At 40.9% G+C, this 26,026-nt stretch carries 27 protein-coding genes; 18 read left to right on the forward strand and 9 right to left on the reverse strand.

Going from position 1 to position 26,026, the window contains the following annotated elements; translation table 11 throughout:
- Positions 1-44: 44 nt before the first annotated feature.
- Positions 45-1,541, reverse strand: coding sequence for a PAS domain-containing sensor histidine kinase (locus AC1DIV_RS19530; protein ID WP_340875517.1), 1,497 nt, complete (start codon positions 1,539-1,541; stop codon positions 45-47).
- 156 nt (positions 1,542-1,697) lie between these two features.
- On the opposite strand from AC1DIV_RS19530, the gene AC1DIV_RS19535 reads away from it, so the two are divergent.
- The 3 genes from AC1DIV_RS19535 to AC1DIV_RS19545 all read left to right on the forward strand — a co-directional run bounded on the left by AC1DIV_RS19535 (position 1,698) and on the right by AC1DIV_RS19545 (position 5,532).
- Positions 1,698-2,135 (forward strand): MarR family winged helix-turn-helix transcriptional regulator, encoded by a 438-nt coding sequence (locus AC1DIV_RS19535; RefSeq protein WP_034314147.1) that lies wholly within the window; start codon positions 1,698-1,700, stop codon positions 2,133-2,135.
- Between the two features lie 227 nt (positions 2,136-2,362).
- Positions 2,363-4,057, forward strand: coding sequence for a M3 family oligoendopeptidase (locus AC1DIV_RS19540; protein WP_340875520.1), 1,695 nt, complete (start codon positions 2,363-2,365; stop codon positions 4,055-4,057).
- A 434-nt stretch (positions 4,058-4,491) separates the two neighbouring features.
- The gene (locus AC1DIV_RS19545) at positions 4,492-5,532 is read left to right on the forward strand and encodes a YkvI family membrane protein (protein ID WP_340875522.1); all 1,041 of its coding nucleotides are present in this window, start codon (positions 4,492-4,494) and stop codon (positions 5,530-5,532) included.
- 53 nt (positions 5,533-5,585) lie between these two features.
- On the opposite strand, the gene AC1DIV_RS19550 is transcribed toward AC1DIV_RS19545, so the two are convergent.
- A complete protein-coding gene (locus tag AC1DIV_RS19550; protein WP_340875524.1) occupies positions 5,586-6,212 on the reverse strand; it encodes a hypothetical protein in 627 nt (208 codons plus the stop codon).
- A gap of 193 nt (positions 6,213-6,405) precedes the next feature.
- The gene (locus tag AC1DIV_RS19555) at positions 6,406-6,582 is read right to left on the reverse strand and encodes a YkvS family protein (protein ID WP_064505160.1); all 177 of its coding nucleotides are present in this window, start codon (positions 6,580-6,582) and stop codon (positions 6,406-6,408) included.
- A gap of 452 nt (positions 6,583-7,034) precedes the next feature.
- Here AC1DIV_RS19555 and AC1DIV_RS19560 point away from each other — a divergent pair, with 452 nt between their 5' ends.
- Complete coding sequence (locus AC1DIV_RS19560; protein ID WP_340875526.1) at positions 7,035-7,229, forward strand: hypothetical protein; 195 nt, start codon at positions 7,035-7,037, stop codon at positions 7,227-7,229.
- A gap of 47 nt (positions 7,230-7,276) precedes the next feature.
- Here AC1DIV_RS19560 and AC1DIV_RS19565 read toward each other — a convergent pair whose 3' ends face one another.
- The gene (locus AC1DIV_RS19565; protein WP_477577195.1) at positions 7,277-7,771 is read right to left on the reverse strand and encodes a sigma-70 family RNA polymerase sigma factor; all 495 of its coding nucleotides are present in this window, start codon (positions 7,769-7,771) and stop codon (positions 7,277-7,279) included.
- Positions 7,772-7,884: 113 nt separating this feature from the next.
- Here AC1DIV_RS19565 and AC1DIV_RS19570 point away from each other — a divergent pair, with 113 nt between their 5' ends.
- The gene (locus AC1DIV_RS19570) at positions 7,885-8,046 is read left to right on the forward strand and encodes a hypothetical protein (protein ID WP_153246083.1); all 162 of its coding nucleotides are present in this window, start codon (positions 7,885-7,887) and stop codon (positions 8,044-8,046) included.
- A 745-nt stretch (positions 8,047-8,791) separates the two neighbouring features.
- Here AC1DIV_RS19570 and AC1DIV_RS19575 read toward each other — a convergent pair.
- The gene (locus AC1DIV_RS19575) at positions 8,792-9,610 is read right to left on the reverse strand and encodes a thermonuclease family protein (protein ID WP_323599431.1); all 819 of its coding nucleotides are present in this window, start codon (positions 9,608-9,610) and stop codon (positions 8,792-8,794) included.
- Between the two features lie 179 nt (positions 9,611-9,789).
- On the opposite strand from AC1DIV_RS19575, the gene AC1DIV_RS19580 reads away from it, so the two are divergent.
- The 7 genes from AC1DIV_RS19580 to AC1DIV_RS19610 all read left to right on the forward strand — a co-directional run bounded on the left by AC1DIV_RS19580 (position 9,790) and on the right by AC1DIV_RS19610 (position 15,826).
- Complete coding sequence (locus AC1DIV_RS19580; RefSeq protein WP_445670158.1) at positions 9,790-10,419, forward strand: ABC transporter ATP-binding protein; 630 nt, start codon at positions 9,790-9,792, stop codon at positions 10,417-10,419.
- Positions 10,419-11,204 (forward strand): ABC transporter permease, encoded by a 786-nt coding sequence (locus AC1DIV_RS19585; RefSeq protein ID WP_340875536.1) that lies wholly within the window; start codon positions 10,419-10,421, stop codon positions 11,202-11,204. Before AC1DIV_RS19580 ends, AC1DIV_RS19585 begins: the two co-directional genes overlap by 1 nt.
- 202 nt (positions 11,205-11,406) lie before the next feature.
- Positions 11,407-11,673 (forward strand): phosphocarrier protein HPr, encoded by a 267-nt coding sequence (locus tag AC1DIV_RS19590; RefSeq protein ID WP_034314127.1) that lies wholly within the window; start codon positions 11,407-11,409, stop codon positions 11,671-11,673.
- Positions 11,673-13,391, forward strand: coding sequence for a phosphoenolpyruvate--protein phosphotransferase (gene ptsP, locus AC1DIV_RS19595; RefSeq protein WP_328130231.1), 1,719 nt, complete (start codon positions 11,673-11,675; stop codon positions 13,389-13,391). Before AC1DIV_RS19590 ends, ptsP begins: the two co-directional genes overlap by 1 nt.
- A gap of 309 nt (positions 13,392-13,700) precedes the next feature.
- Positions 13,701-14,486: an SDR family oxidoreductase gene (locus tag AC1DIV_RS19600; protein WP_340875543.1), complete on the forward strand. Its 786-nt coding sequence runs from the start codon at positions 13,701-13,703 to the stop codon at positions 14,484-14,486.
- 6 nt (positions 14,487-14,492) lie between these two features.
- Entirely contained in the window at positions 14,493-15,395 is a 903-nt protein-coding gene (locus AC1DIV_RS19605) for an NAD(P)-dependent oxidoreductase (protein WP_323599434.1), read from the forward strand.
- 65 nt (positions 15,396-15,460) lie between these two features.
- Positions 15,461-15,826, forward strand: a complete 366-nt coding sequence (locus AC1DIV_RS19610) for a hypothetical protein (protein WP_034314117.1) — start codon at positions 15,461-15,463, stop codon at positions 15,824-15,826.
- 101 nt (positions 15,827-15,927) lie between these two features.
- On the opposite strand, the gene AC1DIV_RS19615 is transcribed toward AC1DIV_RS19610, so the two are convergent.
- Positions 15,928-17,076, reverse strand: coding sequence for an aminotransferase A (locus tag AC1DIV_RS19615; RefSeq protein WP_340875546.1), 1,149 nt, complete (start codon positions 17,074-17,076; stop codon positions 15,928-15,930).
- Positions 17,077-17,224: 148 nt separating this feature from the next.
- On the opposite strand from AC1DIV_RS19615, the gene corA reads away from it, so the two are divergent.
- The gene (corA, locus tag AC1DIV_RS19620) at positions 17,225-18,208 is read left to right on the forward strand and encodes a magnesium/cobalt transporter CorA (protein ID WP_264640628.1); all 984 of its coding nucleotides are present in this window, start codon (positions 17,225-17,227) and stop codon (positions 18,206-18,208) included.
- 325 nt (positions 18,209-18,533) lie between these two features.
- On the forward strand, positions 18,534-19,439 hold the full coding sequence (locus AC1DIV_RS19625) for a chemotaxis protein (protein ID WP_340875549.1): 906 nt from the start codon (positions 18,534-18,536) through the stop codon (positions 19,437-19,439).
- A gap of 55 nt (positions 19,440-19,494) precedes the next feature.
- Here the strand turns inward: AC1DIV_RS19625 and AC1DIV_RS19630 are convergent, their stop codons facing one another.
- Positions 19,495-20,001: a YkyB family protein gene (locus AC1DIV_RS19630; protein ID WP_063596360.1), complete on the reverse strand. Its 507-nt coding sequence runs from the start codon at positions 19,999-20,001 to the stop codon at positions 19,495-19,497.
- A gap of 290 nt (positions 20,002-20,291) precedes the next feature.
- Positions 20,292-20,615, reverse strand: a complete 324-nt coding sequence (locus AC1DIV_RS19635) for a hypothetical protein (RefSeq protein ID WP_445670159.1) — start codon at positions 20,613-20,615, stop codon at positions 20,292-20,294.
- 162 nt (positions 20,616-20,777) lie between these two features.
- Between AC1DIV_RS19635 and AC1DIV_RS19640 the strand changes: the two genes are divergently transcribed.
- Complete coding sequence (locus AC1DIV_RS19640; protein ID WP_048678198.1) at positions 20,778-21,158, forward strand: fluoride efflux transporter FluC; 381 nt, start codon at positions 20,778-20,780, stop codon at positions 21,156-21,158.
- The gene (crcB, locus tag AC1DIV_RS19645; RefSeq protein WP_048678196.1) at positions 21,155-21,517 is read left to right on the forward strand and encodes a fluoride efflux transporter CrcB; all 363 of its coding nucleotides are present in this window, start codon (positions 21,155-21,157) and stop codon (positions 21,515-21,517) included. Before AC1DIV_RS19640 ends, crcB begins: the two co-directional genes overlap by 4 nt.
- Positions 21,518-21,688: 171 nt before the next feature.
- Here crcB and AC1DIV_RS19650 read toward each other — a convergent pair whose 3' ends face one another.
- The gene (locus AC1DIV_RS19650) at positions 21,689-22,552 is read right to left on the reverse strand and encodes a metallophosphoesterase (protein ID WP_063596358.1); all 864 of its coding nucleotides are present in this window, start codon (positions 22,550-22,552) and stop codon (positions 21,689-21,691) included.
- A 163-nt stretch (positions 22,553-22,715) separates the two neighbouring features.
- On the opposite strand from AC1DIV_RS19650, the gene AC1DIV_RS19655 reads away from it, so the two are divergent.
- Positions 22,716-24,572, forward strand: coding sequence for an SLC13 family permease (locus AC1DIV_RS19655; RefSeq protein WP_318292952.1), 1,857 nt, complete (start codon positions 22,716-22,718; stop codon positions 24,570-24,572).
- A 197-nt stretch (positions 24,573-24,769) separates the two neighbouring features.
- On the forward strand, positions 24,770-25,975 hold the full coding sequence (locus AC1DIV_RS19660) for an EAL domain-containing protein (RefSeq protein ID WP_048687103.1): 1,206 nt from the start codon (positions 24,770-24,772) through the stop codon (positions 25,973-25,975).
- Positions 25,976-26,026: the final 51 nt, after the last annotated feature.

Genomic DNA, 26,026 nt, shown 5'->3' on the forward strand with positions numbered 1-26,026 from the left:
GTTACTAGTCTTCATGAAAAATTCGATAACTCTTCAAAGTATTGCTAAGTGTGGTCTTTTATAAGCGGCAAGCTGATTGTAACGGTTGTACCGACCAGAGGTTTACTTGAAAACTCGATGGTGCCGTTAAAAGATTCAATGATTCGTTTACACACAAATAGCCCTAATCCCGTTCCTTCTTTTTTCGATGTATAGAAGGGATCGAACACTTTCCCTATATCTTTTTCATTCAATCCTTGCCCGTTATCGATGATCATGATTTTAGCCCATTCATTTTCATGGTGAATACGAATCCTTAACTTTTTCCCAACTTCCATGGCCTCGAAACCGTTTTTGGCAATGTTGAGAATGACTTGTTTGAGTTGGTCCTTTGTACAATGAACCAGGATTGGCTCCTTTATGATATTCCATTCCACTTCAATATTGAAGTGACGTGCTTCTGATTCTATTATTGGTCTCAATTCAGCAATGATACTGCGAATATCATATAAGGATAAAGTTTGTACCATTGGCTTTCCTAAAATCAAAAATTCGCTGACGATGCTATTGATCCGTTCAATTTCCTTCATGATGACAGAGTAATAGAACTGATCTTGCTCCTCAGGGTGTTTTTCAACCAGTAACTGCACTAGCCCCTTTATGCCGGTCAGTGGGTTTTTTATTTCATGTGCAGTACTTGCAGCCAATGTACCGACAAAATCTATTTTTTGGTTTTCATTTAGTAATTTTTGTTTTTTGGCATGCCTGCGAACGATCACTTCCTCCATGATGATATAAATCATGTGAGTAATAAAGAAGGTGAAAAAAACAAGCATTAAAAAAACATTCATGTTATTTGTGTTAATCTTGTCGGGCACTTTGACGCTCAGTGTCCAATCAACTTCGGTCAAAGGAACATCCACCCATGTTGAATGTCCATTGAATCCCTCGGCATTTATATCTAAAATTCGGGTTTTGTCCTTTGTTTCCAATATAAAGGTATGACCTGGGCTGAGCATTTTTAATATTTTTTCCATATGATCCAGCCTGATATGTGCCAATAAAAACCCTTGCACTTTTTTATCTTGATCCAGTATGGGAGCAAAAATGGAAAAATAATTAAAATGAGCGTTATAAAGCTCCTTTGTTCCTGCAACAACTGCTTTTTGAGTTTTTACTGCACGTTCCATATCATTTTGTTCGATTAAATGGTAATGATGGAAATTCTTATTCGTACCCGAAATGGAAACACCGTCGCGATTTAGCCAATATACTCCGGCATACCTGGAATCTGTATCTTTGATCCAGTTCATAAGCAGTTCGGTTTTTTTGTCATCCATATAAAGCACGGAACTGCTAAGGCTAAGCAGCTCAAGGTTTTCCTTCGTTTCCCTTATAACTTGATCTATGTATTCTTGATAAACCGTTCCCGCCCATTCAGCTTGTTCCTGTCTTTCTTTTAGAAGGGAACGTTCTAAATGCATCCAATAAATGATAGAGAGAAAAATTAATGGTAAAATAACAATAAGTAGATATGTGGTGAATTTATGCCTCGTTTTCATGTTTGTCACTACTTTAGCTTTTTTTTCAAGTATATCAAAATGATTGATTAAACAATAGTGCATACTAACAGGGCAGATTGACAAAAAATCCTTTATGTCATATAATAACTTTTAATTCAAGATATTTTAATTAAAAATTTTTAAGGTTGTGAAGTTATGGAGAATAATAACATCCAACAGTCTTTGAAACTGTTCATTGTGATGTCTAGAGCTCATCGATCCATTAATGATGTGGTTAATAAACATATAGCTGAAGAGGGTTTGAATCCAACTGAGTTTGCAGTACTGGAATTGCTTTATCATAAAGGGGATCAGCCTCTTCAGCAAATAGGCGGAAAGATCCTGCTAGCTAGCGGCAGCATTACCTATGTCGTGGATAAACTTGAACAGAAGGAATATCTGCAGCGCATAGCATGTAAAGAGGATCGCCGTGTAACCTTTGCAAAGATAACCGATAAAGGAAAGGCCTTTATTGAAGGAGTTTTTCCTGAGCATGAAAAAAGAATCGATGATATCATGAGTGTACTTACGCAAGATGAAAAGGCGACCGTGATTGAATTGCTTAAAAAGATTGGGTATTCCGCTCAAAATTAGCTAAAGAAACAGCACCTTGATTTGACTACAGGTGCTGTTTTTTTATGTCTGATAAAACATGAATTTGTTTTAGCGACATAAAAAGGTTTTTAATAACGCAGTGGCGAATTAAATTACATTAAGATAATCGTGATAATGGTGAAAGTTTCTTGGAAACGAATCCGATTGGATAACGACACTCTGGTTTATACAGAAAAAATGTTTTATATTCGAAAAGGAGCCTACATATGAAATTTAATGAGTATCAATATAAACGTCCTGAAATGGATGAAATTAAAACCCGGTTCATGAAAGCTTTGGAAAAGTTTACGGACGCTGCAAACGCCGATGCACAAATAAAAGCCATGGAAGAAATAAACGGAATTCGAAATTATGTAGGTACGATGTTTAATTTGGTCTATATCCGGCATTCCATAGATACCAATGATGTTTTTTATAAAGCGGAGAATGATTACTTAGATGACTTCTCCCCTGAAATGGAAGAATTGACCTCGAAATTTTACAATGAACTCGTTCGCTCGAAATTCCGTAAGGAGCTTGAGGAGAAATGGGGAACTCAACTATTTGACCTGGCAGAGGCCCAACTCAAAACCTTTTCGCCCGAAATCATACCACAACTGCAAAAAGAAAATAAATTATCAAGTGAGTATTCACAATTAATTGCCTCTGCAAAAATTCACTTTGATGGAAAAGAATTAACACTTGCGCAGCTTCAGCCTTTTATGGAGTCCTCGGACCGTGAGTTAAGGAAAAATGCAAGTGAGGCATATTACGGTTTCTTTGAAGAAAAGCAGGAGGAATTGGATCGTATATTCGATGAACTTGTCAAGGTTAGGAATGGGATTTCGACAGCGCTGGGTTATGGGAATTTCGTGGAACTTGGGTATTATCGAATGACAAGGACTGATTATGATGCTGATATGGTTGCTGTATTCCGCAAGCAGGTGAAAGAGGAAGTGGTACCGCTTGTCACCCGGCTGAAGGAACAGCAGCGGGAACGTCTTGGATTGGAGAACCTGAACTATTATGATGAGAATTTTCATTTCAGAACGGGTAATGCCATTCCAAAAGGCGATGCTGAGTGGATCATCGATAATGGGAAAAGGATGTACCAGGAACTATCACCTGAAACGAATCAGTTTTTCAACTATATGATTGATAATGACCTGATGGACCTTGTGGCGAAAAAAGGAAAAGAAAGCGGTGGCTACTGTACTTTTATAGAAGACTATAAAGCTCCATTCATCTTTTCTAATTTCAACGGTACTTCCGGGGATATTGATGTTTTGACACATGAGGCAGGTCATGCATTCCAAGTGTATCGCAGCCGTGATCTTGACATTCCTGAGTATTATTGGCCTACATATGAAGCATGTGAAATCCATTCGATGAGCATGGAATTTTTAACTTGGCCATGGATGGAGCTATTTTTCAAGGAAGATACGGAAAAATATAAGTTTTCCCATTTAAGCGGTGCCCTCATATTCCTCCCGTATGGGGTAGCTGTTGATGAATTTCAGCATTTTGTCTATGAAAATCCTAATGCCTCCCCCGTTGAAAGGAAGCAGGCTTGGCGTAAGATCGAGATGGAATATTTGCCGCATCGTAATTATGAAGGAAACGAATTCTTGGAGAATGGCGGGTATTGGCAGCGGCAAAGCCACATTTATCAATCACCTTTTTATTATATCGACTATACATTGGCCCAGATTTGTGCTTTCCAATTCTGGAAAAGGTCGACTGAAAAAGATGAAACGGCTTGGGAGGATTATTTGAATCTGTGCCAACTTGGAGGCAGCAAGTCCTTCCTTGATCTCGTTGAATCTGCGAATCTAAAATCCCCGTTTGTTGACGGTACTGTACAGTCCGTTGTGAAGGTGATAGACGAATGGCTCTCCACTGTTGATGATAAAGCATTATGAAATGATCTAACTCCGAACCATGATTATAAAAGAAGACTTGGTTATCCTTCATGAACACTTTTTTTATAGAAAGAAACATTATTGGATGGAAGAAATTTGCGACACTCCTGCCGAATCACTGACTAGCCGAGACCTCACAGGCGCTTGCAATTATGCGGCATGAAAGACAGTCAGCGGAAAGGGAACTAATTTCTGGAATAAACTGGTACGTTTATTAATTAGTTTACAGTCTGAACGCTTGGAGATTATTCCAAGCGTTTTTTTAAAATCTTTCATGCGTTCGGAATGATGCTTCACAGTGAAATGCATAGGGGGTTTCAGACTGCACGATGAGAGGATGTAACCCAGGAAAAAAACAGCTGACGAAAGGAATATTGCTCGGCTTGTCTTAAATGTCTCTTCCTTACATATAAATGTAGGGAGGAGGGGAGAGTATGCTGTCAAGGTGGTCAGGGAGTTTTCAGATTGCAGCGGTTTATGTAGGCACAGTCGTCGGTGCAGGATTTGCAACTGGAAAAGAGATTGTCGAGTTTTTTACCCGTTATGGTTTTTATGGCTTTATCGGGATTTTAATAGCAGGTTATATTTTCATTTTCACCGGCACGAAAATCATGCTCATTTCCGCAAGGATCAGAGCATCTTCTTATGAGGAGTTCAATCAATTTCTTTTTGGCAAGAAAATAGCAGGAATCATCAACTTCTTTTTCCTTATCATGCTGTTAGGGGTGACGGCTGTCATGATTTCGGGTTCAGGAGCCGTTTTTGAAGAACAACTTGGCGTGCCTAAAAGTATTGGAAGTTGGTCTACGATCATACTGGCATCCTTGGTCCTGATGATGGGCATGCGCGGTGTTTTCACTGTGAACTCGTTTGTTGTACCAATCATGATCTGCTTTAGCGTGATTCTTTTTTTCTCGACTTTAGGTAATGTGGATTTCTTTAAGACCCTGACAAAAGTTCCGGATGAAGTGATCACCATGAAAATGATTTTGTCCCCCTTTGCCTATACAGCCTTTAACCTGGCTTTGGCACAGGCTGTGCTGGTTCCGGTTGCGTATGAAGTTCGAGATGAGAAGGTCATTAAGCATGGAGCAATTCTTGGAGGTATATTCCTGACCATCATTTTATTGACGGGGCATTTTTCACTTATGACACTTCCTGACGTGAATCGTTATGAAATTCCTTCAGCAGTTATTATGAGAACGGCGGCCAGTCAGTTGTATTGGATGTTCATTTTGGTGATATACGGCGAGATATTCACTTCGGTCATCGGAAACATATATGGCTTACAGAGGCAAATCAGCAGTTATATTAAATTGCCAAGCATGCTGATCATAGCGGTGATCTTTTTAATAGCTTTAATCATTAGTGAATTCGGATATGGAAGGTTACTAGGATATATTTATCCGGTTTTTGGATACATAAGCCTCCTTTTTTTAGTGCTTGTCTGGAAGTGCAAGGCGGGCAAGGAGTAATGGAGAACGGGGGGCCTGACCCTAGCCCTCCGTACCAGGGGGGAAATCAATGGTCACCCTTTCATCAGCGTCTTAGCCATCTCTAGAAAAGCATCCCGGTAATCTTTATCTTTTTTCGTGAACATAGTTAAGCGGACGGGTGCTTTTTCATCCTTGAGCAAAATGGAAGTGATGACATCATCCCCACTTTCCACTTCAAATCCTGTGCCGCTCCCGATATCAAGTGAAGGATCCCTAATCGTTTCTGAAATGCTTTTCAGCTGGGCTTGAACATTTTCTTCCACCTCATCCCAACTGACATCGGCCTTCAACAATTCGATTCTCATATAAATGGAGTCATCTTCAATCAGGAACACAATATCTTTTCCTGGTTCTTCGGCACTTAGCTTGAATTGTTGCAAAACATAGAGGCTGAACGGTTGATTATCGCTTTTTTTTAGGAATGCTGTTTTTTCTTTTGCTTCCCCGTTCATTGTATACTGCAGGTTTTGCTCCATCAGTCTTATTTTGTTATCGCTTCGGTTATTACGATTGCCTCTTTGAGAAGTATTGCCTCCGTTCTCCTCTTTTATTGAATCTTCCTGTGGCTCATCTGCATTTTCGTCTGTGGCCGTACCGCAGCCAGTCAGCAGAAAAGCGGCGAATGTGACACTGCCAATATAACGTGTCCAACAAGTCATGTGTTTCCCTCATCTTTCTGATAGAAATTTCAAACTGGTTATTCCTGCATCACATACAGATGCTTTGCCCTTTAATGAATTAGACGGCATGAAATAGAAATGGTTACAAAAAGCGGGGGAATCGAATGGGAAGATTGCTAAAAAGTGAAAAACGGAATGGTCATCTAGTAACCATCCCGTTTGATAAATTGAATTATCCTATGATTTTATAATTTTTATGGTTTACGACTGTTTTTTGTTCAAGCTCCAAATCACGATAATTTTCCATATACGTGACGTCCACGATTACTGAGTTCTCGTTCACTTTCTCGACGATTCCTTTTAAGCCTTCTCTAAATTCAATGATATTTCCAACTTCCGCTTTCTTCATGGTAATCATCCTTTCCCATTTTGTTTCCAATGATCAAAAAGTAACAATGGAGTAATTGGATTATTCGAACATCTTGCCGTTTAGATTTTGACGTGGGAAGTGCTAGTAAGAGAATTAGTTATCTCTTATGTCGGTACAGTAAGCTAAACTTTTAAAAGGAGGTACGATTCTTGTAATGGAGCGTTGTAAAGATGTGGCATAATTTGGTATATCTTGCAAACGCAGTTATGCGTACCAGTATGTAATTATATGTACAAAAAATGCCAATCATTTTACATTATGATATTTTAATATACAGTTTGCACTATTTTAAAGCATTCGTAAAGAATAATGTAGTGAGTGGGCAACAAAAAATTCTAATTTATATTAAGTGGCAAGCTTATGTTAAAATGAAAACGGAATTTCTCCTGTCTGAAAATGATGGAACATTCGATAATTAAGGAGGATAATATATGAATGCAGAGGAAGCAAAAGAAGTACTCGATAAATTGGCAAATCGGGAAATGGAAGAGTTCCGGATAACAAAAGAAGAATTTTTAGCTTTTCGTGAGGTCCTTGTCAATAGGCATGACTTTAAACATTTTCGGGGGAATGCTCAACATAACGGTGTGATAATTTATACGTATTTAGAAGAAGCGAGAAGTTGATGGATGTATAATTTGGGGTGGCTCATGATTGAGCCACCCCAAATTATTTATATTGGAAAAATCAATTGTTTCCTTAATTTATTTAAGGCGGACTTTCTCCATGATTTGACGGCTGCAGCAGTAACTTGATATATCTCAGCGATTTCAGTCACGGTTTTATTTTCAAGGTATGTCTGTAAAAGCCAGCGTTGCTGATTCAGTGTCAATCCTACCGTGTAGGTTAATACATTATCGATGGCAAAGGCCTCTTCATGCATTGAAAAAGGATCTTTAATCATCTCTAATAGGAAGGAATCAAAGGGTTCGGTACGGATTTCATATTTATGATGATGCTTTAATTCGTTCAGAATTTTGCCTTTGATTACCGTATAGGCATAGTTGGAGAATTGTCCGTATTCTTCATTGAAATTCCCTAATGACTCCCATAAAGCGATCAAGCCTACTTGAAAATATTCTTCCTTATTTTTATAGATGGAAAGTGAGCGGATAATATGATGGATCATCGGGGTGAATTCTTCCGTTAGCGCTGAGAAATCTTTCATTAAGCAAGTCACCTTTAGAAAGTGCACTTTCCTGTATTCCCGGGTGCTTCTACCATAAATAAATCGATCGGATAAAGCCAAATGGCATAACCGAAAAATGGCGGTAATAACAAGTGGGTTTTAAAGGAGCTAAAGAGAACCTTTTTGATGAGAAAAGGATAATTAAGGAAATGTTGAGTGTGTGGGAGCAAATGAAAAAACACATCCAAAGATTGGATGTGCCGAAACATGATGTACCGTTTGTCGAAAAGGGAGTTTGGAATGGCCTCATTTAAAACAAGGATATATTTTATAGTTCAACGTTGATTTCCACTTCAGGCACTCGCTTTCCGCGGGCGGTCGGGGAGCCTCCTCGGCGGGCCTGCGGGGTCTCCCTTGCCTCGCTTTCCCGCAGGAGTCTCGTACCTTCGGTTCCAATCAACTTTGTTTTAAAAGATAGAAATCCTTTTGTCCAGAGTTTTTTTGAGGCGGTGTAAAATTTAGATTTCCACTTCAGGCACTCGCTTTCCGCGGGCGGTCGGAGAGCCTCCTCGGCGCGCCTGCGGGGTCTCACTTGCCACGCTTTTCCCGCAGGAGTCTCGTCCTTCCGTTCCAATCAACTTTGTTTTAAAAGATAGAAATCCTTTTGTCCAGAGTTTTTTTGAGGCGGTGTAAAATTTAGATTTCCACTTCAGGCACTCGCTTTCCGCGGGTGGTCGGAGAGCCTCCTCGGCGCGCCTGCGGGGTCTCCCTTGCCACGCTTTTCCCGCAGGAGTCTCGTCCTTCCGTTCCAATCAACTTTGTGTTTTAAAAGAAAAAACTGCTGGCTCGTCTTATTCCCAACCCTGTTTAAGACTAGTTTTTTCTTCATGTTTTTTTCCTGTAATCCTTAATGGATGGAAGAAATATGCGACACTCCTGCCGAAAAACTGGTTGGCTGAGACCCTGCAGACGCTTTCTTTGATGAGGCTTGGCAGGCAGTCGGCGGAAAGGGAGCGGATTTCTGAAATCAACTCGATCTTTTTTTTATAAAAACCGTTGTTAACTTTGCGATTTTCTGAATCCAGCATCCTGTGCGTCTTTTTCAGTACAAAACATTTCTTCTGGTTTAGTTATTTCGTAATATTGGCCCGAAGGAATGTGATAAATTTTATTGCCTTTGGAATTTATATTTCCTTTAATTTGCGGGTTATTGCAAGACCCAATGGGCTTTTCCACGGATGCTTCTTTTGACTTCGAATCATCAAACCCTTTTGAAGTTGCATAGTTTTCGATTGACCAAATACCGATTTCGTTTTGTTGGGCTTGTTTTTGAATATTTTCCAATTCATCAAGGTATTTCGTGTTCGGTGCATAAACATAGGCTACCCTTGCCAGTCCTTTTTCCAGCAGCAGTTTATTCACCATTTTACCATCAACATAAAAATAGGCCAGCAGCCGGCCGTATTTATCTCTTTCACCTATGCCGGTTTCTACTTCCACTTTAGAGCCAGAAGGCATGAGTTCCTTGGCGAACTTGCTTGCTTCAGGTCCAAAAGGCTGAACGGGCTTGGATGGGTGCACGGTTTCTGGAGTATCTATCAACAGGAGCCTGACCGTTTCTTGATTTCCATTAGTCATTTTGATTTTGACTGTATCTCCGTCAATAACTTTGATGATCTCGGCTGTGAATGTCTTGCCTTTTTCTTCATTTGAAGAGTCCGCACTGGATTGGGTGTCTTCGTTGGAGAGTGAATCTTCCTGTTTGGATTGATTGATCAGATTATCTGAAGCTGCCTGGCAGCCAGACAACGTGATCAGGCAAAGTGCAGTAAGGAGAAAAACATTCAGGTAAGAATGTAAAAAGGAATTTCCGTTCATGATAAGTCCCTCCATTTATTAAGGTGTTTTCCACATCAGTCATGGATATATTCGGCAGGAATAATACTAACCTATAAAAATGCGAAAGAAAATGAAAATCTTTACATGCATCGCTACCCCAGATCAGGATAGTTTCTTATAATGATATGGTGGAGTAAGGGAGGCAGGCGGGTAAAATGATATTCAGGCTAGAAAATATTAAATATAAAGGGATTTTGAATATTGATGATTTGCAAATACCGGCGTATATGGTAACTTGTTTGACTGGGGAGAGCGGTGCAGGAAAAACCTCACTGCTACGATTATTGAACAGGATGGATGACCCGGATAGCGGTTTGATTTATTATCAGGATCAGTTGCTGGATGAATTCAACCCGATAGAGCTCCGGCGTAAAGTCACAATGCTTTCTCAGGCACCATTCACTTTACCGGGTACGATTGAAGAAAATCTTCAGATTGGCCTGGAGCTGACAGAACGGGAAAAAAAGGATAAAGAAGAATTGGTTAAAGCACTTGATACCGTCCAGTTGCAGAAGTCCTTAGACGAGAGTGCGGAGAATCTTTCTGGCGGGGAGAAACAGAGACTGGCACTGGCGAGGTTACTTTTATTGAACCCCGAGGTGTATTTACTGGATGAGCCGACTTCAGCTCTTGATGAGGAAGCCGAGCTGACGGTCATGGGGTGTTTTTTAGAAGAAGTGAAGCGGGAAAAAGGAACGGTCATCATGATAACCCATTCAAAACAGCTGGCGGACATGTGTGCTGAGCATAGGATCGTTCTGAAAAAGGCGAAGGAGAGTGACTATTAATGGAGTCGAATGGGATAATAGATATTGAGTTCTGGCGTCTTTGTGCGGCCTATGTGTTTGTAGTGATTCTGCTCATGATCGTGAAGTGGCGCGGGATTACACGGGAAAAGCAAATCATGCTGGCCACAGTGCGGATGACTGTCCAACTCATTCTCGCAGGATATGTTTTGACATATATCTTTGAAAATCCCCACCCATTACTTTCTTTAGGATTTTTATGTGCGATGGCCCTATTTTCCATCCATAATATTTTTAAGCAAGTGTCCCATACTCTTAATAAGAAAATCAAAAGGATGGTTATCTTAAGTATGTTGTCAGGTCCCATGGCTGCCTTGTTTTATTTTAATGTGGTCGTGATCCATTTCACGCCATGGTATGAGCCGAGGTACTTCATTCCAATTGCAGGGATGATCGTGGGGAATGCCATGACCGGAGTGACATTGGCGCTTAAAAACCTCCATGATGGGATAAGCGGTAATCGTGAAAAGGTAGAAGCGATGTTGATGCTTGGAGCGACTCCAGCGAAGGCTGTGAAGAAATATGTGGATGCTGCATTCGACTCGGCTGTGCTCCCGACTTTGAACAATATGCTCGGGATGGGGATTATCTTCCTTCCAGGAATGATGACAGGGCAAATCATGTCGGGGATAAGCCCGCTAATTGCTATTGAGTACCAGATTGCGATTCTGATTGGGATTCTCGGAAGTGTTTCATTAACGGTGGTCCTCTTCATTATGCTGAGTTTCAGGGCTTTTTTCACCAAAAATGCGCAGCTGTCCATTTAATCATTGAAGAATCTGAAAAGTAATAGTTGCAGTTCCATCTATATTTTTGTACTATTTTGTAGGTACCAATAGTTTTGGTTTGTTTGTTGGGAATGATAATGCTATCCTGATAAGGAAAAGGGCATTTCTTTTTTCATTTGGATAGAGAAAACCCCTTACATAACCTATTTTTGTTAATTTATCTTAAAGGAGATTGATCTATATGGTAGAAAAAACATTTACAGTAACTGCAGAAACAGGAATTCACGCTCGTCCGGCAACATTGCTTGTACAAGCTGCAGGAAAATTTGATTCAGAAATAAACCTTGCATATAAAGAGAAAAAAGTGAACCTTAAGTCCATTATGGGTGTAATGTCCCTAGGTATCGGCAAAGGGGCGGAAATTACGATTTCTGCTGAAGGAAGCGATGAAAACGATGCACTGAACACACTTGCCGAAACGTTGAACAGAGAAGGATTAGCAGAATAATGTCCACTTTGATTAGTGGAATAGCAGCTTCAAACGGAATAGCCATCGCTAAAGCCTATCGACTGACTGAGCCAGATTTATCGATTGTAAAAAGAAGCATAGAAGATGTCGGGGCTGAAATATCCCGTTTTAAGGAAGCTATTCAAAAGTCAACAAATGAATTGGAAATAATCAGGGATAAAGCCGAAAAGGATCTAGGGGCCGATAAAGCCGCAATCTTTGACGCGCACCTGCTTGTTTTGGCTGATCCGGAACTTATCACTCCAATTCAGGATAAAATACAATCAGAAAACGTCAACGCAGAGTTTTCTTTAAATGAAACCGCAAGCATGTTCATTACGATGTTTGAACAAATGGATAATGAATACATGAAGGAACGAGCAGCGGATATCCGTGACGTCACGAAACGGGTGCTGTCACATCTTTTAGGTGTTCATATTCCTAATCCGAGCATGATTGCTGAAGAAGTGATCATCATTGCGGAGGATTTGACTCCATCCGATACAGCACAGTTGAATCCGGCATATGTTAAAGGATTCACGACCGATATCGGTGGACGTACATCCCATTCAGCCATAATGGCCCGTTCATTGGAAATTCCAGCAGTCGTTGGAGCGAAGTCAGTGACCACTACCATTGAAAATGGTGACTTGGTCATAATTGACGGGTTAAAGGGTGAAGTCCACATCAATCCCACTCCTGAACTCGTGAAACGCTACGAAGAGGAGCAGGAAGCCTATGCCAGGCAAAAAGCTGAGTGGGCGAAACTTGTTCATGAAAAAACCGTTACGAATGATGGCCATCATGTGGAATTGGCAGCCAATATTGGCACGCCGAAAGATCTGGAGGGCGTACATCAAAATGGCGGTGAAGGCATCGGGTTATATCGTACGGAATTTCTTTATATGGGCAGAAATGACTTTCCAAGTGAAGAAGAACAGTTCGAGGCATACAAAGCGGTGCTGGAAGGAATGTCAGGGAAGCCTGTAGTCGTCAGGACGCTTGATATAGGCGGAGACAAGGAGTTGCCTTATTTAGAGCTTCCTAAGGAAATGAACCCTTTCCTAGGCTACCGTGCGATTCGCCTTTGCTTAAATGAGCAGGAGATATTCCGGACCCAGCTCCGTGCCCTGCTTCGTGCAAGCATTTACGGGGACTTGAAGATCATGTTCCCGATGATTGCCACACTGGCTGAATTCCGCGAAGCTAAAGCAGTCTTGGCTGAAGTCAGGCAGGAATTGCTTGATAATGGTATTCAAGTTGCTGAAAAGATTGAAGTCGGAATCATGGTTGAAATCCCTTCAACTGCAGTGATGGCGGATATATTTGCTAAGGAAGTCGATTTCTTCAGCATAGGCACTAATGACTTGATTCAGTATACGATGGCCGCTGACCGAATGAATGAGAGAGTATCTTATTTATATCAACCATACAATCCAGCGATTTTACGCTTGGTTAAAATGGTCATAGATGCAGCTCATAAAGAAGGGAAATGGGCCGGAATGTGCGGGGAAATGGCTGGAGATGAAGTGGCCATCCCGATTTTAATCGGATTGGGCCTTGATGAATTCTCAATGAGTGCCACTTCGATTTTAAAAGCACGTTCTTTAATTAGCCAACTTTCGCTTGAAGAGATGAAAAAACTATCTCAGGAAGTTCTAGGGCTGGACACGAATGATAATGTGAAAGAAGCGGTTGTTAACGCTTTGAAGAAATAATTAAATCAGGAAAACAGCACCCCATCCATTAAAACCTTCGGATGGGGTGCTGTCCTGTAATTCTTGTTTAATTTAAAGAAAAAATGGTTTATTGCACCAAAATGGGGGTAAATAAAAAGCAAGCACAGTTGTTTAGCTCTTTTAGGGCAGCTGACATTCTCATTTCCCCCTTTGAAGCCGGTTGTTTATCCAACCGGCTATTTTTTTTGCAAATAAAAAATCATAAGAATGATTATTCAGATTTTTCACTTTACGGTTATAACGATATAATGGAATTATATTTTTAAGAATATGGAGGTTAGATATGATATGGAATTACATTTGGAAAAGAAAAATGCCTTGATTTTAGCTTCAAGTCAAGGTTTGGGGAAGGCTATGGCAGCCGAATTGGTTAAAGAAGGAGCAAATGTCATGCTAGCCAGCCGTGATGGAGAAAAGCTAGCCGCCGTACAAAGGGAATTATCGCAGCTTGGGACCGGTAAAGTTTCTTATATGGTAACGGATATAACAAAAGCTGAAGATATTAAAAGCCTGGTTGCGCAAACCGCTGAAGAATTCGGCGGTATTGATATTCTTATTAATAATGCCGGAGGTCCTCCAGGAGGTTCCTTTTCAGATTTCAAGGATGAAGAATGGCAACAATCTTTTGAACTTAATTTACTAAGCTTCATAAGGACGATCCGTGAGAGCTTGCCACATTTAAAAAAACAAGGCGGGAAAATCGTTAATATTGCTTCTTCATCCATTAAGGAACCGATTCCAGGACTGATATTATCGAATACATTCCGGACGGCAATCGTTGGTTTGTCGAAGACGTTAGCTTCAGAATTAGCACCAGACAGGATTTTGATCAATACAGTCGGTCCAGGAAGAATCGCAACGGATCGCGTTCAGCACCTTGATAAGATGAATGCAGAGAAACAAGGCGTCACTCCAGAGGAGATGACTGAACAATCCATTAACAAAATCCCTCTTGGGCGTTATGGGGAACCCGAGGAATTTGCAAAGTTCGTTACTTTCCTTGTTTCAGGTGCTAATACATATATAACGGGGCAGTCCTATTTAGTTGACGGAGGAATGATAAAGTCCATTTAAGTTTTTTTGAAACAAAATGATTGGGAGGAATCTGCATTGATGCAATCGAACAAAGTGATCGGCTTCATTGGTTTAGGAGTTATGGGAAAAAGCATGGCCGCACATCTGCTTAAGGCGGGGTATGAGGTATTTGTTTATACAAGGACGAAAGATAAGGCAAGTGAACTGCTCTCACAGGGAGCGAAGTGGGCAGCTGCTCCAAAGGAAATTGCGCAAAATGCTAATGTGATCATTTCCATGGTGGGATACCCCAGTGATGTGGAAGAAATCTATCTTGGGGAAAATGGCCTTATCGAGAACGGGAAACAAGGAACTTATTTAATCGATATGACGACCTCGACTCCAACTTTGGCAGTGAAGATAGCAGAGGAAGCGAAGAAAAGGGGCATGGAATCATTGGATGCACCGGTTTCCGGTGGAGATATCGGTGCTCGTGATGCAAAGCTCACGATCATGGCCGGCGGGTCTAGTGATGCATTTGAAGCGGTCCGGCCCATTTTTGATATCCTTGGCAGCAATGTTGTCCATCAAGGCCCGGCTGGCTCAGGACAGCATACGAAAATGTGCAATCAAATCGCCATTGCATCCAATATGATCGGAGTGACTGAAGCGATTTCCTATGCCAAAAAGGCGGGGTTGGATCCGGACCGGGTATTAAGAAGCATATCATCGGGGTCTGCCGGGAGCTGGTCATTGTCCAATCTCGTACCGCGGATGGTTGAAGGGGATTTTGAACCTGGTTTTTATATTAAGCATTTTATCAAGGATATGAAGATTGCACTTGATGAAGCGGAAAGAATGGGAATGGACGCTCCTGGATTAAGCCTGAGCAAATCCCTGTATGAGGGGCTGGCAGAAGCTGGCGAAGAAAATAGCGGTACACAGGCATTATATAAACATTATAATTAAGTGCTAGCATTTCTTTATCATGAATAAGCTGATAGCGACAGCCTTTACAAAAAGGAGTGAAAGCTATGGGCGAATTCGATGATATCAATATGAAATTCCAGGAATTAGAAGATGGTCGATATATTGTAAGGATTGAAGGTTTTAAACGAGAAAAAACCATTCATCAAACAAAGCCCATTCGTTGGGATCTGAAATTAATGAATGAAAGTCCGCTAATCTTGCCGGTGAAATTCAGTCATATCGAAACGAATGCCGGTTTTCAGATACTGATGCGCGAATTGAAGAGCTTAGGCTTTTCAAAGCCGCGCTCCGCAAAGGAATTCGAAGAAGTGATGGCTGATTTACTTGGGTCCATCGTTGAAGTGAGCCTTACCACGACAAATAAGGAAGAAGGATATCGGGAAATTCGTTTTTTACGAAGATTGTATTAGTTGGCGGCAAGGTGAAAAAACTTAGGTAGCCTGACATCCTTGAACATTGGAAAGTGGCCTTCAATTGTCCATTCAATTGAAGGCCACTATTTTTTTTGCGATTACTTTTTAGCTAAAAAAGCTTCAATACGGTCCAAGGCCTTTTCCAGGGTCTCCATGGAATAGGCATAAGATATCCTGAAGTACCCTTCGCCAAGGGGAGAGAAGGCATCTCCAGGGACCACTGCCACTTTTTCCTGTTGAACAAGCTTGAGGCAAAAATCAAGGGAAGAGGCATAGCCTTCAGGCAGCTTTATAAAAAAGTAAAAGGCACCATTTGGTTTGACTATTTCCAGTTTCATCGCTTGTAAGCGGCTGTACACGTATTCCCGTCTCCGTGCATACTCAGTCTTCATGGGTATTGCATCATTTCTGCCTGCCGTCAGTGCTGCCAAGGCAGCTCTCTGCGATATGGAGGCGGCACATGTCACATTGTATTGGTGAACCTTCAGGAGATGCTTAGAGATGGCTGCAGGCGCAAACAGAAGGCCGATCCTCCAACCGGTCATGGAATGGGATTTGGACAATCCGTTCAGGACGATGGTTTGTTCTTTTAAGAAAGTGGCAATCGAAACATGCTCCTGATCGAATACCAGCTCACTGTATATCTCATCAGCCAATATGAAGATGTCCTTGCCCCTAGCAAGTTCGGCAATGTCCAATAATTCTTCGGCAGTTAATGTAACCCCGGTCGGATTCGATGGATAGGGCAGAACGATGCACCGAGTGTGTTCAGTTATGTACTTTTCAAGTATATCTGCCGTCAAACGGAATCCATTTTTTGTTGTATCGGCATAAACAGGTGTTGCGCCGCACATCTTAATGATGGGTTCGTATCCCGGATATACCGGACCCGGTAATATTACTTCGTTCCCTGGGATGAGGATCGTCCGAAATGTAATGTCTATGCCTTCGCTGGCACCAGAGGTCACGATCACTTCAGTCGCCGGATCATAGTTAAGCTTGTATTTATCTTTTACATAATTTGAAGCGGCTTCCCTTAATTCCAGATAGCCGGCATTGTGAGTATAAACGGTATAGTCATTATCGATGGCTTGTTTTGCCGCTTCTTTAATATGCGTTGGAGTTGGAAAGTCAGGCTGCCCTATCGTTAAGGAAATGGTGCCTTCGATATCAGCGACCATATTGTAGAATTTGCGGATTCCTGATATTTGTACGTCTTTTACTAGAGGGTTTATTAAATGTTCCATCTATGAATATCCTCCCTTATCTACCTACATGAATTTATGTACTATGTTTGACTCATTCATCCTATTTTATCATTTAGTTTGGAGGGGGAGAAAACTTTTTATGATTAATGAAATAAAGGTATAATGTATGATAAGAAAATTTTGAGGGTTGATACATTTGATAAGGACTTGCGCAATTACTTCTAATCAAGAAATCAGTTTTGATTTACCGCTAAAGGAAATGAATAATCCGGATATCGAGTGGTACTGGGTGGATTTTTCCAATCCCACAAACAAGGAAATCGAACTTTTAACCAATCATTTTCACTTTCATCCGCTGGCAATTGAAGATTGCCTGGATGATTTTAATCAACGTCCCAAAATGGATTTTTATGAAGGCTACCAATTTCTTGTGATTCATGCTTTAAGGGAGAAGGTATTTAAAGCAGTGGAATTGGATATGTTTGTTGGTGAAAAATGGATAGTCAGTTTTCATAAGGAAGATATGCTTGAACTAGAAAAGGTATGGGAAGAAATTGCCGGTAATAAAATGTTGAAGCAAAGTCCCTTTTTCTTGATGCATAGGATAATTGACAGGATCGTCGATGAATTCTTCCCGCCTGTTTATAAAATTGAAAGCGAATTGGCTAGCATTGAGGAAAATACTGAAAATGACACGATTAACGAATTGATGGATCAGCTTTTCGATTTACGTACAGATATGTCCAGGCTCCGTCGGACCATATTGCCGATGCGTGATTTATTGTACAGAATGATTTCATCGGAGCGTCTGAATTACTTGAAAGATCAGCATCTTTATTTTAATGATGTGTACGATCATCTTCTTAAATTGACTGAAATGCTTGAATCGTATCGAGATTTTTCGTCCGATATCCGTGATAGCTATTTGTCTGTGAACTCTAATAATATGAATTCAACGATGATGACATTGACTGTCATCACTACCATTTTCATGCCGCTGACCTTCATAGTGGGCGTATATGGGATGAATTTTGAATATATGCCGGAATTAAATTGGCATTATGGCTATTTCCTCATTCTTGGAACGATGGGCGGTATTGCCTTGATGATGTTTTTATTCTTTGTAAAAAAAGGTTGGCTCAATCCTAAGAAAAGGTCGCGAAAGAGATAAGAATCATTTGAGAAATTGGTGAGTATGCATTATTTAGTTTGCGCGGCGGGGGTTTATATCGAAGGGATAGGCTTACGAACGATATGGTGGCGGAATGACAGTGGTGAAAATGAGCTTGGAATAAGGGGGACTCAGTTGGGTCCCTTTTTTGTTTGGGCTTTAATAAATGATCACTTCTGGATTTTTTTTATCCATGCTCTAAACAAAAGAAATATTTAACCGAATTATTAGGTATGAGTTCATTGATGAAACCATGATATTTTTCCTAGCGGTTTAATGATTTATGGAATTTTGAAATGAAAAAGCAGAAGGGCGAGATGAAACAGTGGAAGCAAATAAAGGAATATTACTGGAAAGTGGAACGAATGAGCTTGAGATAGTGGAATTCGGTCTCGGAAAGAATAAATTCGGAATTAACGTAATTAAGGTGAAGGAAATCATCAATCCTGTCCCCATCACGCTTGTCCCTCATTCCCATCCAAATGTGGAGGGAATCATCGAGCTTCGCGGAGAAGTCCTGCCAGTTGTGAATGTCGCGGATGCTTTAGGGTTTCCGCCATCTGAAACTCCTGAGCAGGATAAATTCATAGTGGCTGAATTCAATCAGCAAAAAGTGGTTTTCCATGTCCATACCGTAACACAGATCCACCGTATTTCCTGGTCCCAAATCGAAAAGCCTTCGGATATGTATCAGGGCCTTGAAAGTCAGATTATCGGAGTAATAAAATTAAATAGTGAAATGTTACTGTTACTCGACTTTGAAAAAATAGTGGTCGAAATCAATCCAGAATCAGGAATAAACATCCAACAGGTAAAAAAGCTTGGTATCCGTCAAAATTCTGACAAGAGAATCCTGATTGCTGAAGATTCACCATTACTGAGAAAGCTGCTGTTCGATACATTGTCAGAAGCAGGATTCAAGTACTTGGAGTTTTATGAGAATGGACTTGATGCATTTAATTATCTTGAGAATTTGATTGAATCAGGAAAAGTGGTTGAAGAGGAAGTGCAACTGTTGATTACCGATATTGAGATGCCTCAGATGGATGGACATCATTTGACTAGAAGAATAAAGGAAAACGGGGAACTTGCTGGGCTGCCGGTGATTATTTTCTCTTCATTGATTACTGACAGCCTGCGTCATAAAGGTCAGGTCGTAGGGGCTGACGCGCAAATCAGCAAGCCTGAAATTGCAGAGCTTATAAAGTTGATAGACAGATTGATATTATGAATGTGAAAACGGGCCGATGAGGCGTTACCTCACGGCCCGTTTGGTTTATCAATGATCAATACTTGGAACCTTTTCCTAAAAAGGTAGATGGGAATGGATTGTTAAAAGGTTGCTTGACCGACCTGCGCCCGTGAGCCCTTTTCTCGGTATTGGTTGTGTTCGGTTGTTTTTCACCTGCTTGTCCAACGTAAGATTGCAGGATCTGTTTGGCCTTGGATAATGACAACGCGGCTTTAGGGTTCCGTATGGAGGCTGCCCGGCTGCCGAGGTGGGGTAGTTTTTTCAAATCTTCCTTAGTGGGAGGTAAATGAAAAACATATGATCCGCATTCGACAATGACGTCGGATTGCTGTGCTGCAAAGCGAGGGTTATCAGAGAAATGAAGTCCAATCTTCTTCGCTTTTCCTTCTTGCATAAGCTTGCTTAATGCGAGCCGTTTTAAATTATATAAATTCTTTGGCTCCAATGCAGTCTTTGCATGTTTATTGACAATAAACACGGCTTGGGCAAGGGAGTTTATCGAAAACTCATCCCTTTCAGAATGTCCTTTCGTTTGGTTCATTAGTGGAAACTCCTTTTCTTAATAAGGTTAGAAGGACGTTACATACAGACTTCCTTCAGGAAAAACCCGTTTTATATATTGGTTGAAATAGAGACGTGTGTGCAACCAGGCAGAAAATAGTGAAAAAATTAAGCATGTACACCTCTAGGGTATGACCATCATTTCCCAACACTTTACCATCTATTCATTTTCATATTATACCACTTCAAAATATATAGGGAAGTAAAATTCAATCGGACTCCTTTTGGTCCAAGAAAAAGAAGGCGTTTATGTCGCCTTCTGTCCAACTCTTATTGAGTGTAGATATTGATATTTTCAGATACCCCAGCCTGTGCGCCGAATTGTTGTTGCTGGTAACCCTGAAAGCCTTGATAGGGAGGGTACGCTGGATAAGCAGGGTAAGGAGGGTAGGCGGGCGGGTATGGAGGAGGATATGGAGGAGGATATGGAGGATAGACAGGTGGACGGTTATTGAATAGCAACGGTCCAATTGCCAATCCTGCAACAAAAGCTACAGGAGCCAATAGAGGAAAGAAAGGAAAGAAGCGCTCGTCATTCCAATATTCAGGTCCATATTCATTCCCATATGCATTTCTGTAATCGTTCTGCAGCATTATGGTCTGTGGATAGTGATAGTAAGGTAAATACTGTGTTTGCATAATTAGCCTCCTTTTCTCAAATTCTTTACATAGTATGGATTTTTTTAAGAAAAGAGCCTGTTTCATCTTAATCTGTTATAATGAATCTACTTATGATAAAAATTTGGGGTGACCTTGATGGATCGGTTTAAAAGCATTTTTGCAGTCGGTTTTGGAGGAGCGGCTGGAGCGATATTGCGTTATTGCGTAATCTTGACTGCCGGCCATTCCTTCTTCCCGCTTGGAACCCTCTTAATAAATATAGTAGGCAGCTTTTTACTTGGAATGATAAATGGGTATTTCGCCTCGAAAAAGAAATCATTTGTTTTTTTGGCGCTGGGCAGCGGGTTTTGCGGCGGTTTTACCACGATGTCCACATTTTCTCAAGAAGTGGTGAATCTCCTGCAGACTTCTCTGCCATTGGCGGGAATGTATCTTGGAGCCACGCTTTTATTTGGTTTGGCCGCTGGTTTCCTTGGACTGGGCCTGTTTAAAAAACGGAGAGGTGAGACTCTTTGATTGAGGTTCTTTCAGTTTTTATAGGAGGCTTTTTTGGGGCGGCCTCTAGATATGTCTTGCAGATTATTTTTAATAGGCTATTGCCAGCCGTCTCGATACCCGTTAGCATTTTACTGATTAATCTTATAGGATCCTTTGGGCTGGGAATGGTGTTGCCACAGAAAGAAAGCTGGGCTTTATCTTTGCAGGTTTTTCTGACGATAGGTTTCCTGGGCGCTTTTACGACCTTTTCAACATTCAGTATGGAAACCCTTGAACTTATTAGAAAACACCGTTATATAGATTGCCTTATCTATATAACGGTGTCTGTTTTAGGTTGTATCGGCACTTTCCTATGTGGCTATTTAATTATGGTATGACCTTTATGGCAATTACCACGGGTACTGGTAAAAAAAACCTGGTTTTCTCAGATATACATCTAATGCTATAATTCATAGGAGTCGATTACAAATGATTCATGGCAACAAGTTGTTTTATCCGCACAGGTTTTGTTAATAAGTCTGGCTGTTTTCCCCTGTGTTCTTTTTCTATCATTTTTCGGCTTGGAATTCGTAAACAGTTAACTCCGGACGTGAAAGAAAACGATAGGGGAGACGGGTAGTGCCAAGGCCTCTATTAACATGTAAGGTTAATGAATCGATTTCATACGTGCCTTCCCGGTACTTTTCAGCGTATGGGGGAGTTACTAGGGCACCGGCGAAGGGAATTTGCACTTGACCTCCATGACTGTGACCGCTTATTTGATACTGGATGTCGTAAGTCCTTGATATGTCGGCAAGGTCAGGGGCATGTGAAAGCATGATGGTGAACACTTCTTTCGGGATGCCGAAAAGGGCTTTTTCAAAATCCGGCTTTCCTAGCATGGCATCATCAACACCGGCAATGATTATTTCTTCAGCCGATAATAAGGTTATCTTAGCTGAGGTGTTTTGCAACATGGTAAAATGGGATTTTTCCATGATATCGCTGTAAATTTCTGAGCCATATCCCCCATGATCATGGTTACCATAGATGCTGAATTTTCCAAGCGGCGCTTTGAGCTGATTCAAAACGAGAGGGATTTTCTGGTGAGCCTTGTATTTATTAGGCTGGTCCATTAAATCTCCAGTAAATAAAATAACATCAGGGTCCAGTTCGTTTATCTTATTGACAATTGCTTGTAAATCTTTAAGCTGAAATTGGAAGCCTAAATGCGTATCGCTGAATTGGACCATTTTCATGCCATGAAAACCTTTTGGGATAAGCGGATGGCTGATGATTTTATGCTTGGTTTCCAGCCATTTCGGCTCCAAATTATGGGCATAATAGTTTCCGCCAATACCTAAACCGGTTAAGGTAGCCAAAGTACCAAGACTTTTCTTTAAGAATGTTCTTCTGGAAATGGGTTTATTCAAATTAATCAACCTATCTAATATAAAAATGTTACTTCCTCATACTAACAAACAATATACATAAATTGAAGAAAATATCTTCTATAAGCCTATGAAAAACATGTAAACTGGGGTTTGATGAAACCGTATCCGGTTTGAAATTGAACATCTATACGGAGGTAACATGATGACCGAACCAATGTTTATTACACTGATTATACTTCTATGCGCGATTGCGCTTTTTATACAAGGAAAATTTCGAGCAGATTTAATTGCACTTAGTGCACTATCCATTCTGGGGTTACTGGGGATTCTTACATTGGATGAACTAGTGGCCGGTTTTGCGAATCAAGTGGTCATCATGCTGGCTGGGCTATTTATAGTCGGTGCCGGCCTGTTAAATACAGGAATCGTGGAAAAGGCAGGAAATAAGTTGTTGGGTTTATGTGGGGGCAGTGAATGGAAATCGCTGCTTATCGTCATGCTGACAGCAGGAATATTAAGTGCTTTTTTAAGCGGAACTGGAATTGTTTCCATACTGCTACCGCTCGTCATGAGCATGGCCTTACAACAAAAAACAAGTCCGACAAGGTATTTATTGCCCCTTGCCTATGCAAGCAGTATTGGAGGGCTATTAACACTTACAGGTACTCCCTCCAATATGATCGTCGCTGATGTATTACGGCAAAATGGAATAGGAAATTTATCATTTTTTGACTTTACACCTGTGGGCTTAGTCGCCTTTGCAGCAGGGGTATTCTTCATGTTGACACTTGGACGCCTTTTGCTTCCCGAGAAGACCATTGCAGCGAACAATAGTGTAAAGGGACTGTCGGCAGGGGAGCTTGCCGGCATGTACAAAGTATATGACCGATTGCATTATCTGCATATACCCGCTACTTCCGATATTGTTGGGGAAAGGCTGTCGGACCTCCAGCTTCCTATTCAGTATGAATTGACTTTAATTGAAATCCAGCGGAAGCCAAAGGATAAGCAATTGCCGCTGTTGCAAAGGCAGCAGACGATTTCAGCCAGGGCGGATGAGGTTCTTCACCCTGAAGATATCATTTTGGTGTTTGGAGAAGAAGAAGCAGTTGAGAGATTGGCACTTAACTATGAACTGGAATTTAAACATTTCAATACCGAACAAATAAAGAAACATTTTCTTAGCAGTAGATTTGGATTGACGGAAATATTGATCGTCCCGAACTCGGATTATGAAAATCAAACTTTGATTGATGTCCATTTTCGTGAGAAATACCAATGTAATGTACTGGCAATCAATCGGAATGGCGAATATATTCAAGCGGATGTCGGAACGGAACGCCTGAAACCGGGGGATGCAATCCTGATACATGGAGAATGGGAGAACATTGAAAGGATTTCCTCGGATTTGCAGGATGTCATCGTTATTGGGAGTACATCGGAAGATGGCTCTCCGGTGCATTCCAAGGGCAAAGCTTGGATTGCCTTGGGAATCACAGCTTTGATGGTCATTCTTTTATCGATGGAGTCCGTCCCTGCTGTACTGTCGGTATTGACGGCAGCATTGTTGATGGTGGTTACAGGCTGTGTCCGTTCGATGGAGGATGCTTACCAAAAGATTAACTGGGAACCTGTGCTATTGATAGCCGCCATGTTCGGAATAACGGCTGCATTGGATAATACGGGTGGAGTGAGAATGATAAGTGATTGGCTGGCCGTTTTATTCAGTAATATCGGAGCACACGGCATTTTAGCGGTCTTTTACCTCCTGACACTGATCCTGAGCCAATTCATCCCGTATGGAGCCGCGACGGTTATCATGACGCCCATCGCCCTGACATCTGCGGTTAATCAAGGAATCGATCCACTTCCTGTGTTTCTATGCCTTGCCGTTGCTGGCAGTTTGGCGTTATCCACTCCAAGGGTTGCCACTACCAACGCGCTTGTCATGACGGCAGGTGATTACAAGCATAAAGATTTTATCATGATCGGGATATCCATACAGATCTTCATTGGCGTTATCATGGTGATTACGATACCATGGTTCTTCCCTTTCTGATAAGTCATAAGGCATTGTCCATTTATGGGCAATGCCTTTTCAGTGTGCTTCTTTTAAATTGGATAGGATGAATGGAATTTTAATGCACTGAAAAAAGAGTTATGCAGTAGGAATTAAAATTATTTATTATCAATGCAAGAAACTAATGGTATAATTTTGGCATATTGGTGTTTTCGTAATTAGGGGGAAGATGCATCATGGATACAGAAAAGATATTAAAGAATTTAGACAGGGTGACACCATTCTTTCAACCGATTTTCAGTGCAGATCAACATCAAGTAATCGGGTATGAAATTCTAGGGCGCTATGAGGAACAATCTGAATATAAAAGCCTTGGGCCATTTTTTCACGATTCTGCAGTGCCGGAAGAGTATAGGGTGGAAGTGGACAATTACGTACTTGAAATTGCCTTGGAGAGAATAAAAGACTATGGTGAAGATTTTCTTATCTTTATCAACAGAGATCCTAATTTGCTGATGCTGGATCATGGCGAAGAATTCATGGAGATTTTACATCGTCATTTTCAACCGGAGGAAATGCACCGGATCGTGTTGGAATTATCAGACACGATCAGTCCGGAAAACTTAGATCCTCTGCAGCATGTGCTTGCTTACTTTAAAACATATGGGATTAAGATAGCTTTAGATCATTTAGGACAAGATACGCAACTGGACCGAATCGCACAGATTTCTCCGAATATTTTAAAAGTTAACCTGGACCAGCTTCGCATCTCAGGTGGAGATGCCTATCAGGTCATCCTGTTTTCTTTAAGCATGCTAGCACGTAAAATCGGCGCCAACTTACTATTTGAGAACATTGAGTCCGAATACCAGCTTCGCTTTGCATGGAAGAATGGGGGACGATATTATCAAGGGTATTTCTTGGCGAAACCGGAGGGCGAATTCATTAATAAAGATTTACTTCGTGAAAAATTCCATCAAGAATGCCAGTCCTTCATTTCTTTAGAGACCAAGAAGCTTGAAGCCGTTTATCAAAAGACTTTGCAATTCAACGAGAATATGCAAAACTTCTTAAAACAGCATAAGCGGGCCGGCTCCCATGAAGAGTTTCTCGGAGTTTTGGCGAAAAAATTGGATTCAATATGTTTTCGTCTATATATATGTGATGAAGAGGGGTATCAAAAATCCCCCAATATCCTCCATAAGGACGGGCAATGGATAGTCCAACCGAGTTATATGAATAAAAATTGGAGCTGGAGACCTTATTTCCTCGAAAATATTGTAAAGATGCGTAACGAGAAAAAAGGAAGGCTATCCGATTTATACAGTGATATTGAAACGGGGGAAACCATTCGGACCTTTTCCTATCCACTGAATAATAAGGAATATATTTTCTGTGATCTTTCTTATAGTTATTTATATGAAAATGAAGCACTATTATAAAAAACGATTCATGAATATAATCGCTTTAAATGTGTAACGATAAGCAGAAAT

This window comes from Peribacillus sp. 05N428, from assembly GCF_056397085.1.

Excerpts from the sequence above, each read along its gene's own strand:
- AC1DIV_RS19530 (WP_340875517.1), bottom strand. The coding sequence starts at position 1,541 with ATGAAAACGAGGCATAAATTCACCACATATCTACTTATTGTTATTTTA.
- AC1DIV_RS19535 (WP_034314147.1), top strand. The coding sequence starts at position 1,698 with ATGGAGAATAATAACATCCAACAGTCTTTGAAACTGTTCATTGTGATG.
- AC1DIV_RS19540 (WP_340875520.1), top strand. The coding sequence starts at position 2,363 with ATGAAATTTAATGAGTATCAATATAAACGTCCTGAAATGGATGAAATT.
- AC1DIV_RS19545 (WP_340875522.1), top strand. The coding sequence starts at position 4,492 with ATGCTGTCAAGGTGGTCAGGGAGTTTTCAGATTGCAGCGGTTTATGTA.
- AC1DIV_RS19550 (WP_340875524.1), bottom strand. The coding sequence starts at position 6,212 with ATGACTTGTTGGACACGTTATATTGGCAGTGTCACATTCGCCGCTTTT.
- AC1DIV_RS19555 (WP_064505160.1), bottom strand. The coding sequence starts at position 6,582 with ATGAAGAAAGCGGAAGTTGGAAATATCATTGAATTTAGAGAAGGCTTA.
- AC1DIV_RS19560 (WP_340875526.1), top strand. The coding sequence starts at position 7,035 with ATGAATGCAGAGGAAGCAAAAGAAGTACTCGATAAATTGGCAAATCGG.
- AC1DIV_RS19565 (WP_477577195.1), bottom strand. The coding sequence starts at position 7,771 with ATGAAAGATTTCTCAGCGCTAACGGAAGAATTCACCCCGATGATCCAT.
- AC1DIV_RS19575 (WP_323599431.1), bottom strand. The coding sequence starts at position 9,610 with ATGAACGGAAATTCCTTTTTACATTCTTACCTGAATGTTTTTCTCCTT.
- AC1DIV_RS19585 (WP_340875536.1), top strand. The coding sequence starts at position 10,419 with ATGGAGTCGAATGGGATAATAGATATTGAGTTCTGGCGTCTTTGTGCG.
- AC1DIV_RS19590 (WP_034314127.1), top strand. The coding sequence starts at position 11,407 with ATGGTAGAAAAAACATTTACAGTAACTGCAGAAACAGGAATTCACGCT.
- ptsP (WP_328130231.1), top strand. The coding sequence starts at position 11,673 with ATGTCCACTTTGATTAGTGGAATAGCAGCTTCAAACGGAATAGCCATC.
- AC1DIV_RS19600 (WP_340875543.1), top strand. The coding sequence starts at position 13,701 with ATGGAATTACATTTGGAAAAGAAAAATGCCTTGATTTTAGCTTCAAGT.
- AC1DIV_RS19610 (WP_034314117.1), top strand. The coding sequence starts at position 15,461 with ATGGGCGAATTCGATGATATCAATATGAAATTCCAGGAATTAGAAGAT.
- AC1DIV_RS19615 (WP_340875546.1), bottom strand. The coding sequence starts at position 17,076 with ATGGAACATTTAATAAACCCTCTAGTAAAAGACGTACAAATATCAGGA.
- AC1DIV_RS19630 (WP_063596360.1), bottom strand. The coding sequence starts at position 20,001 with ATGAACCAAACGAAAGGACATTCTGAAAGGGATGAGTTTTCGATAAAC.
- AC1DIV_RS19635 (WP_445670159.1), bottom strand. The coding sequence starts at position 20,615 with ATGCTGCAGAACGATTACAGAAATGCATATGGGAATGAATATGGACCT.
- AC1DIV_RS19640 (WP_048678198.1), top strand. The coding sequence starts at position 20,778 with ATGGATCGGTTTAAAAGCATTTTTGCAGTCGGTTTTGGAGGAGCGGCT.
- AC1DIV_RS19655 (WP_318292952.1), top strand. The coding sequence starts at position 22,716 with ATGACCGAACCAATGTTTATTACACTGATTATACTTCTATGCGCGATT.
- AC1DIV_RS19660 (WP_048687103.1), top strand. The coding sequence starts at position 24,770 with ATGGATACAGAAAAGATATTAAAGAATTTAGACAGGGTGACACCATTC.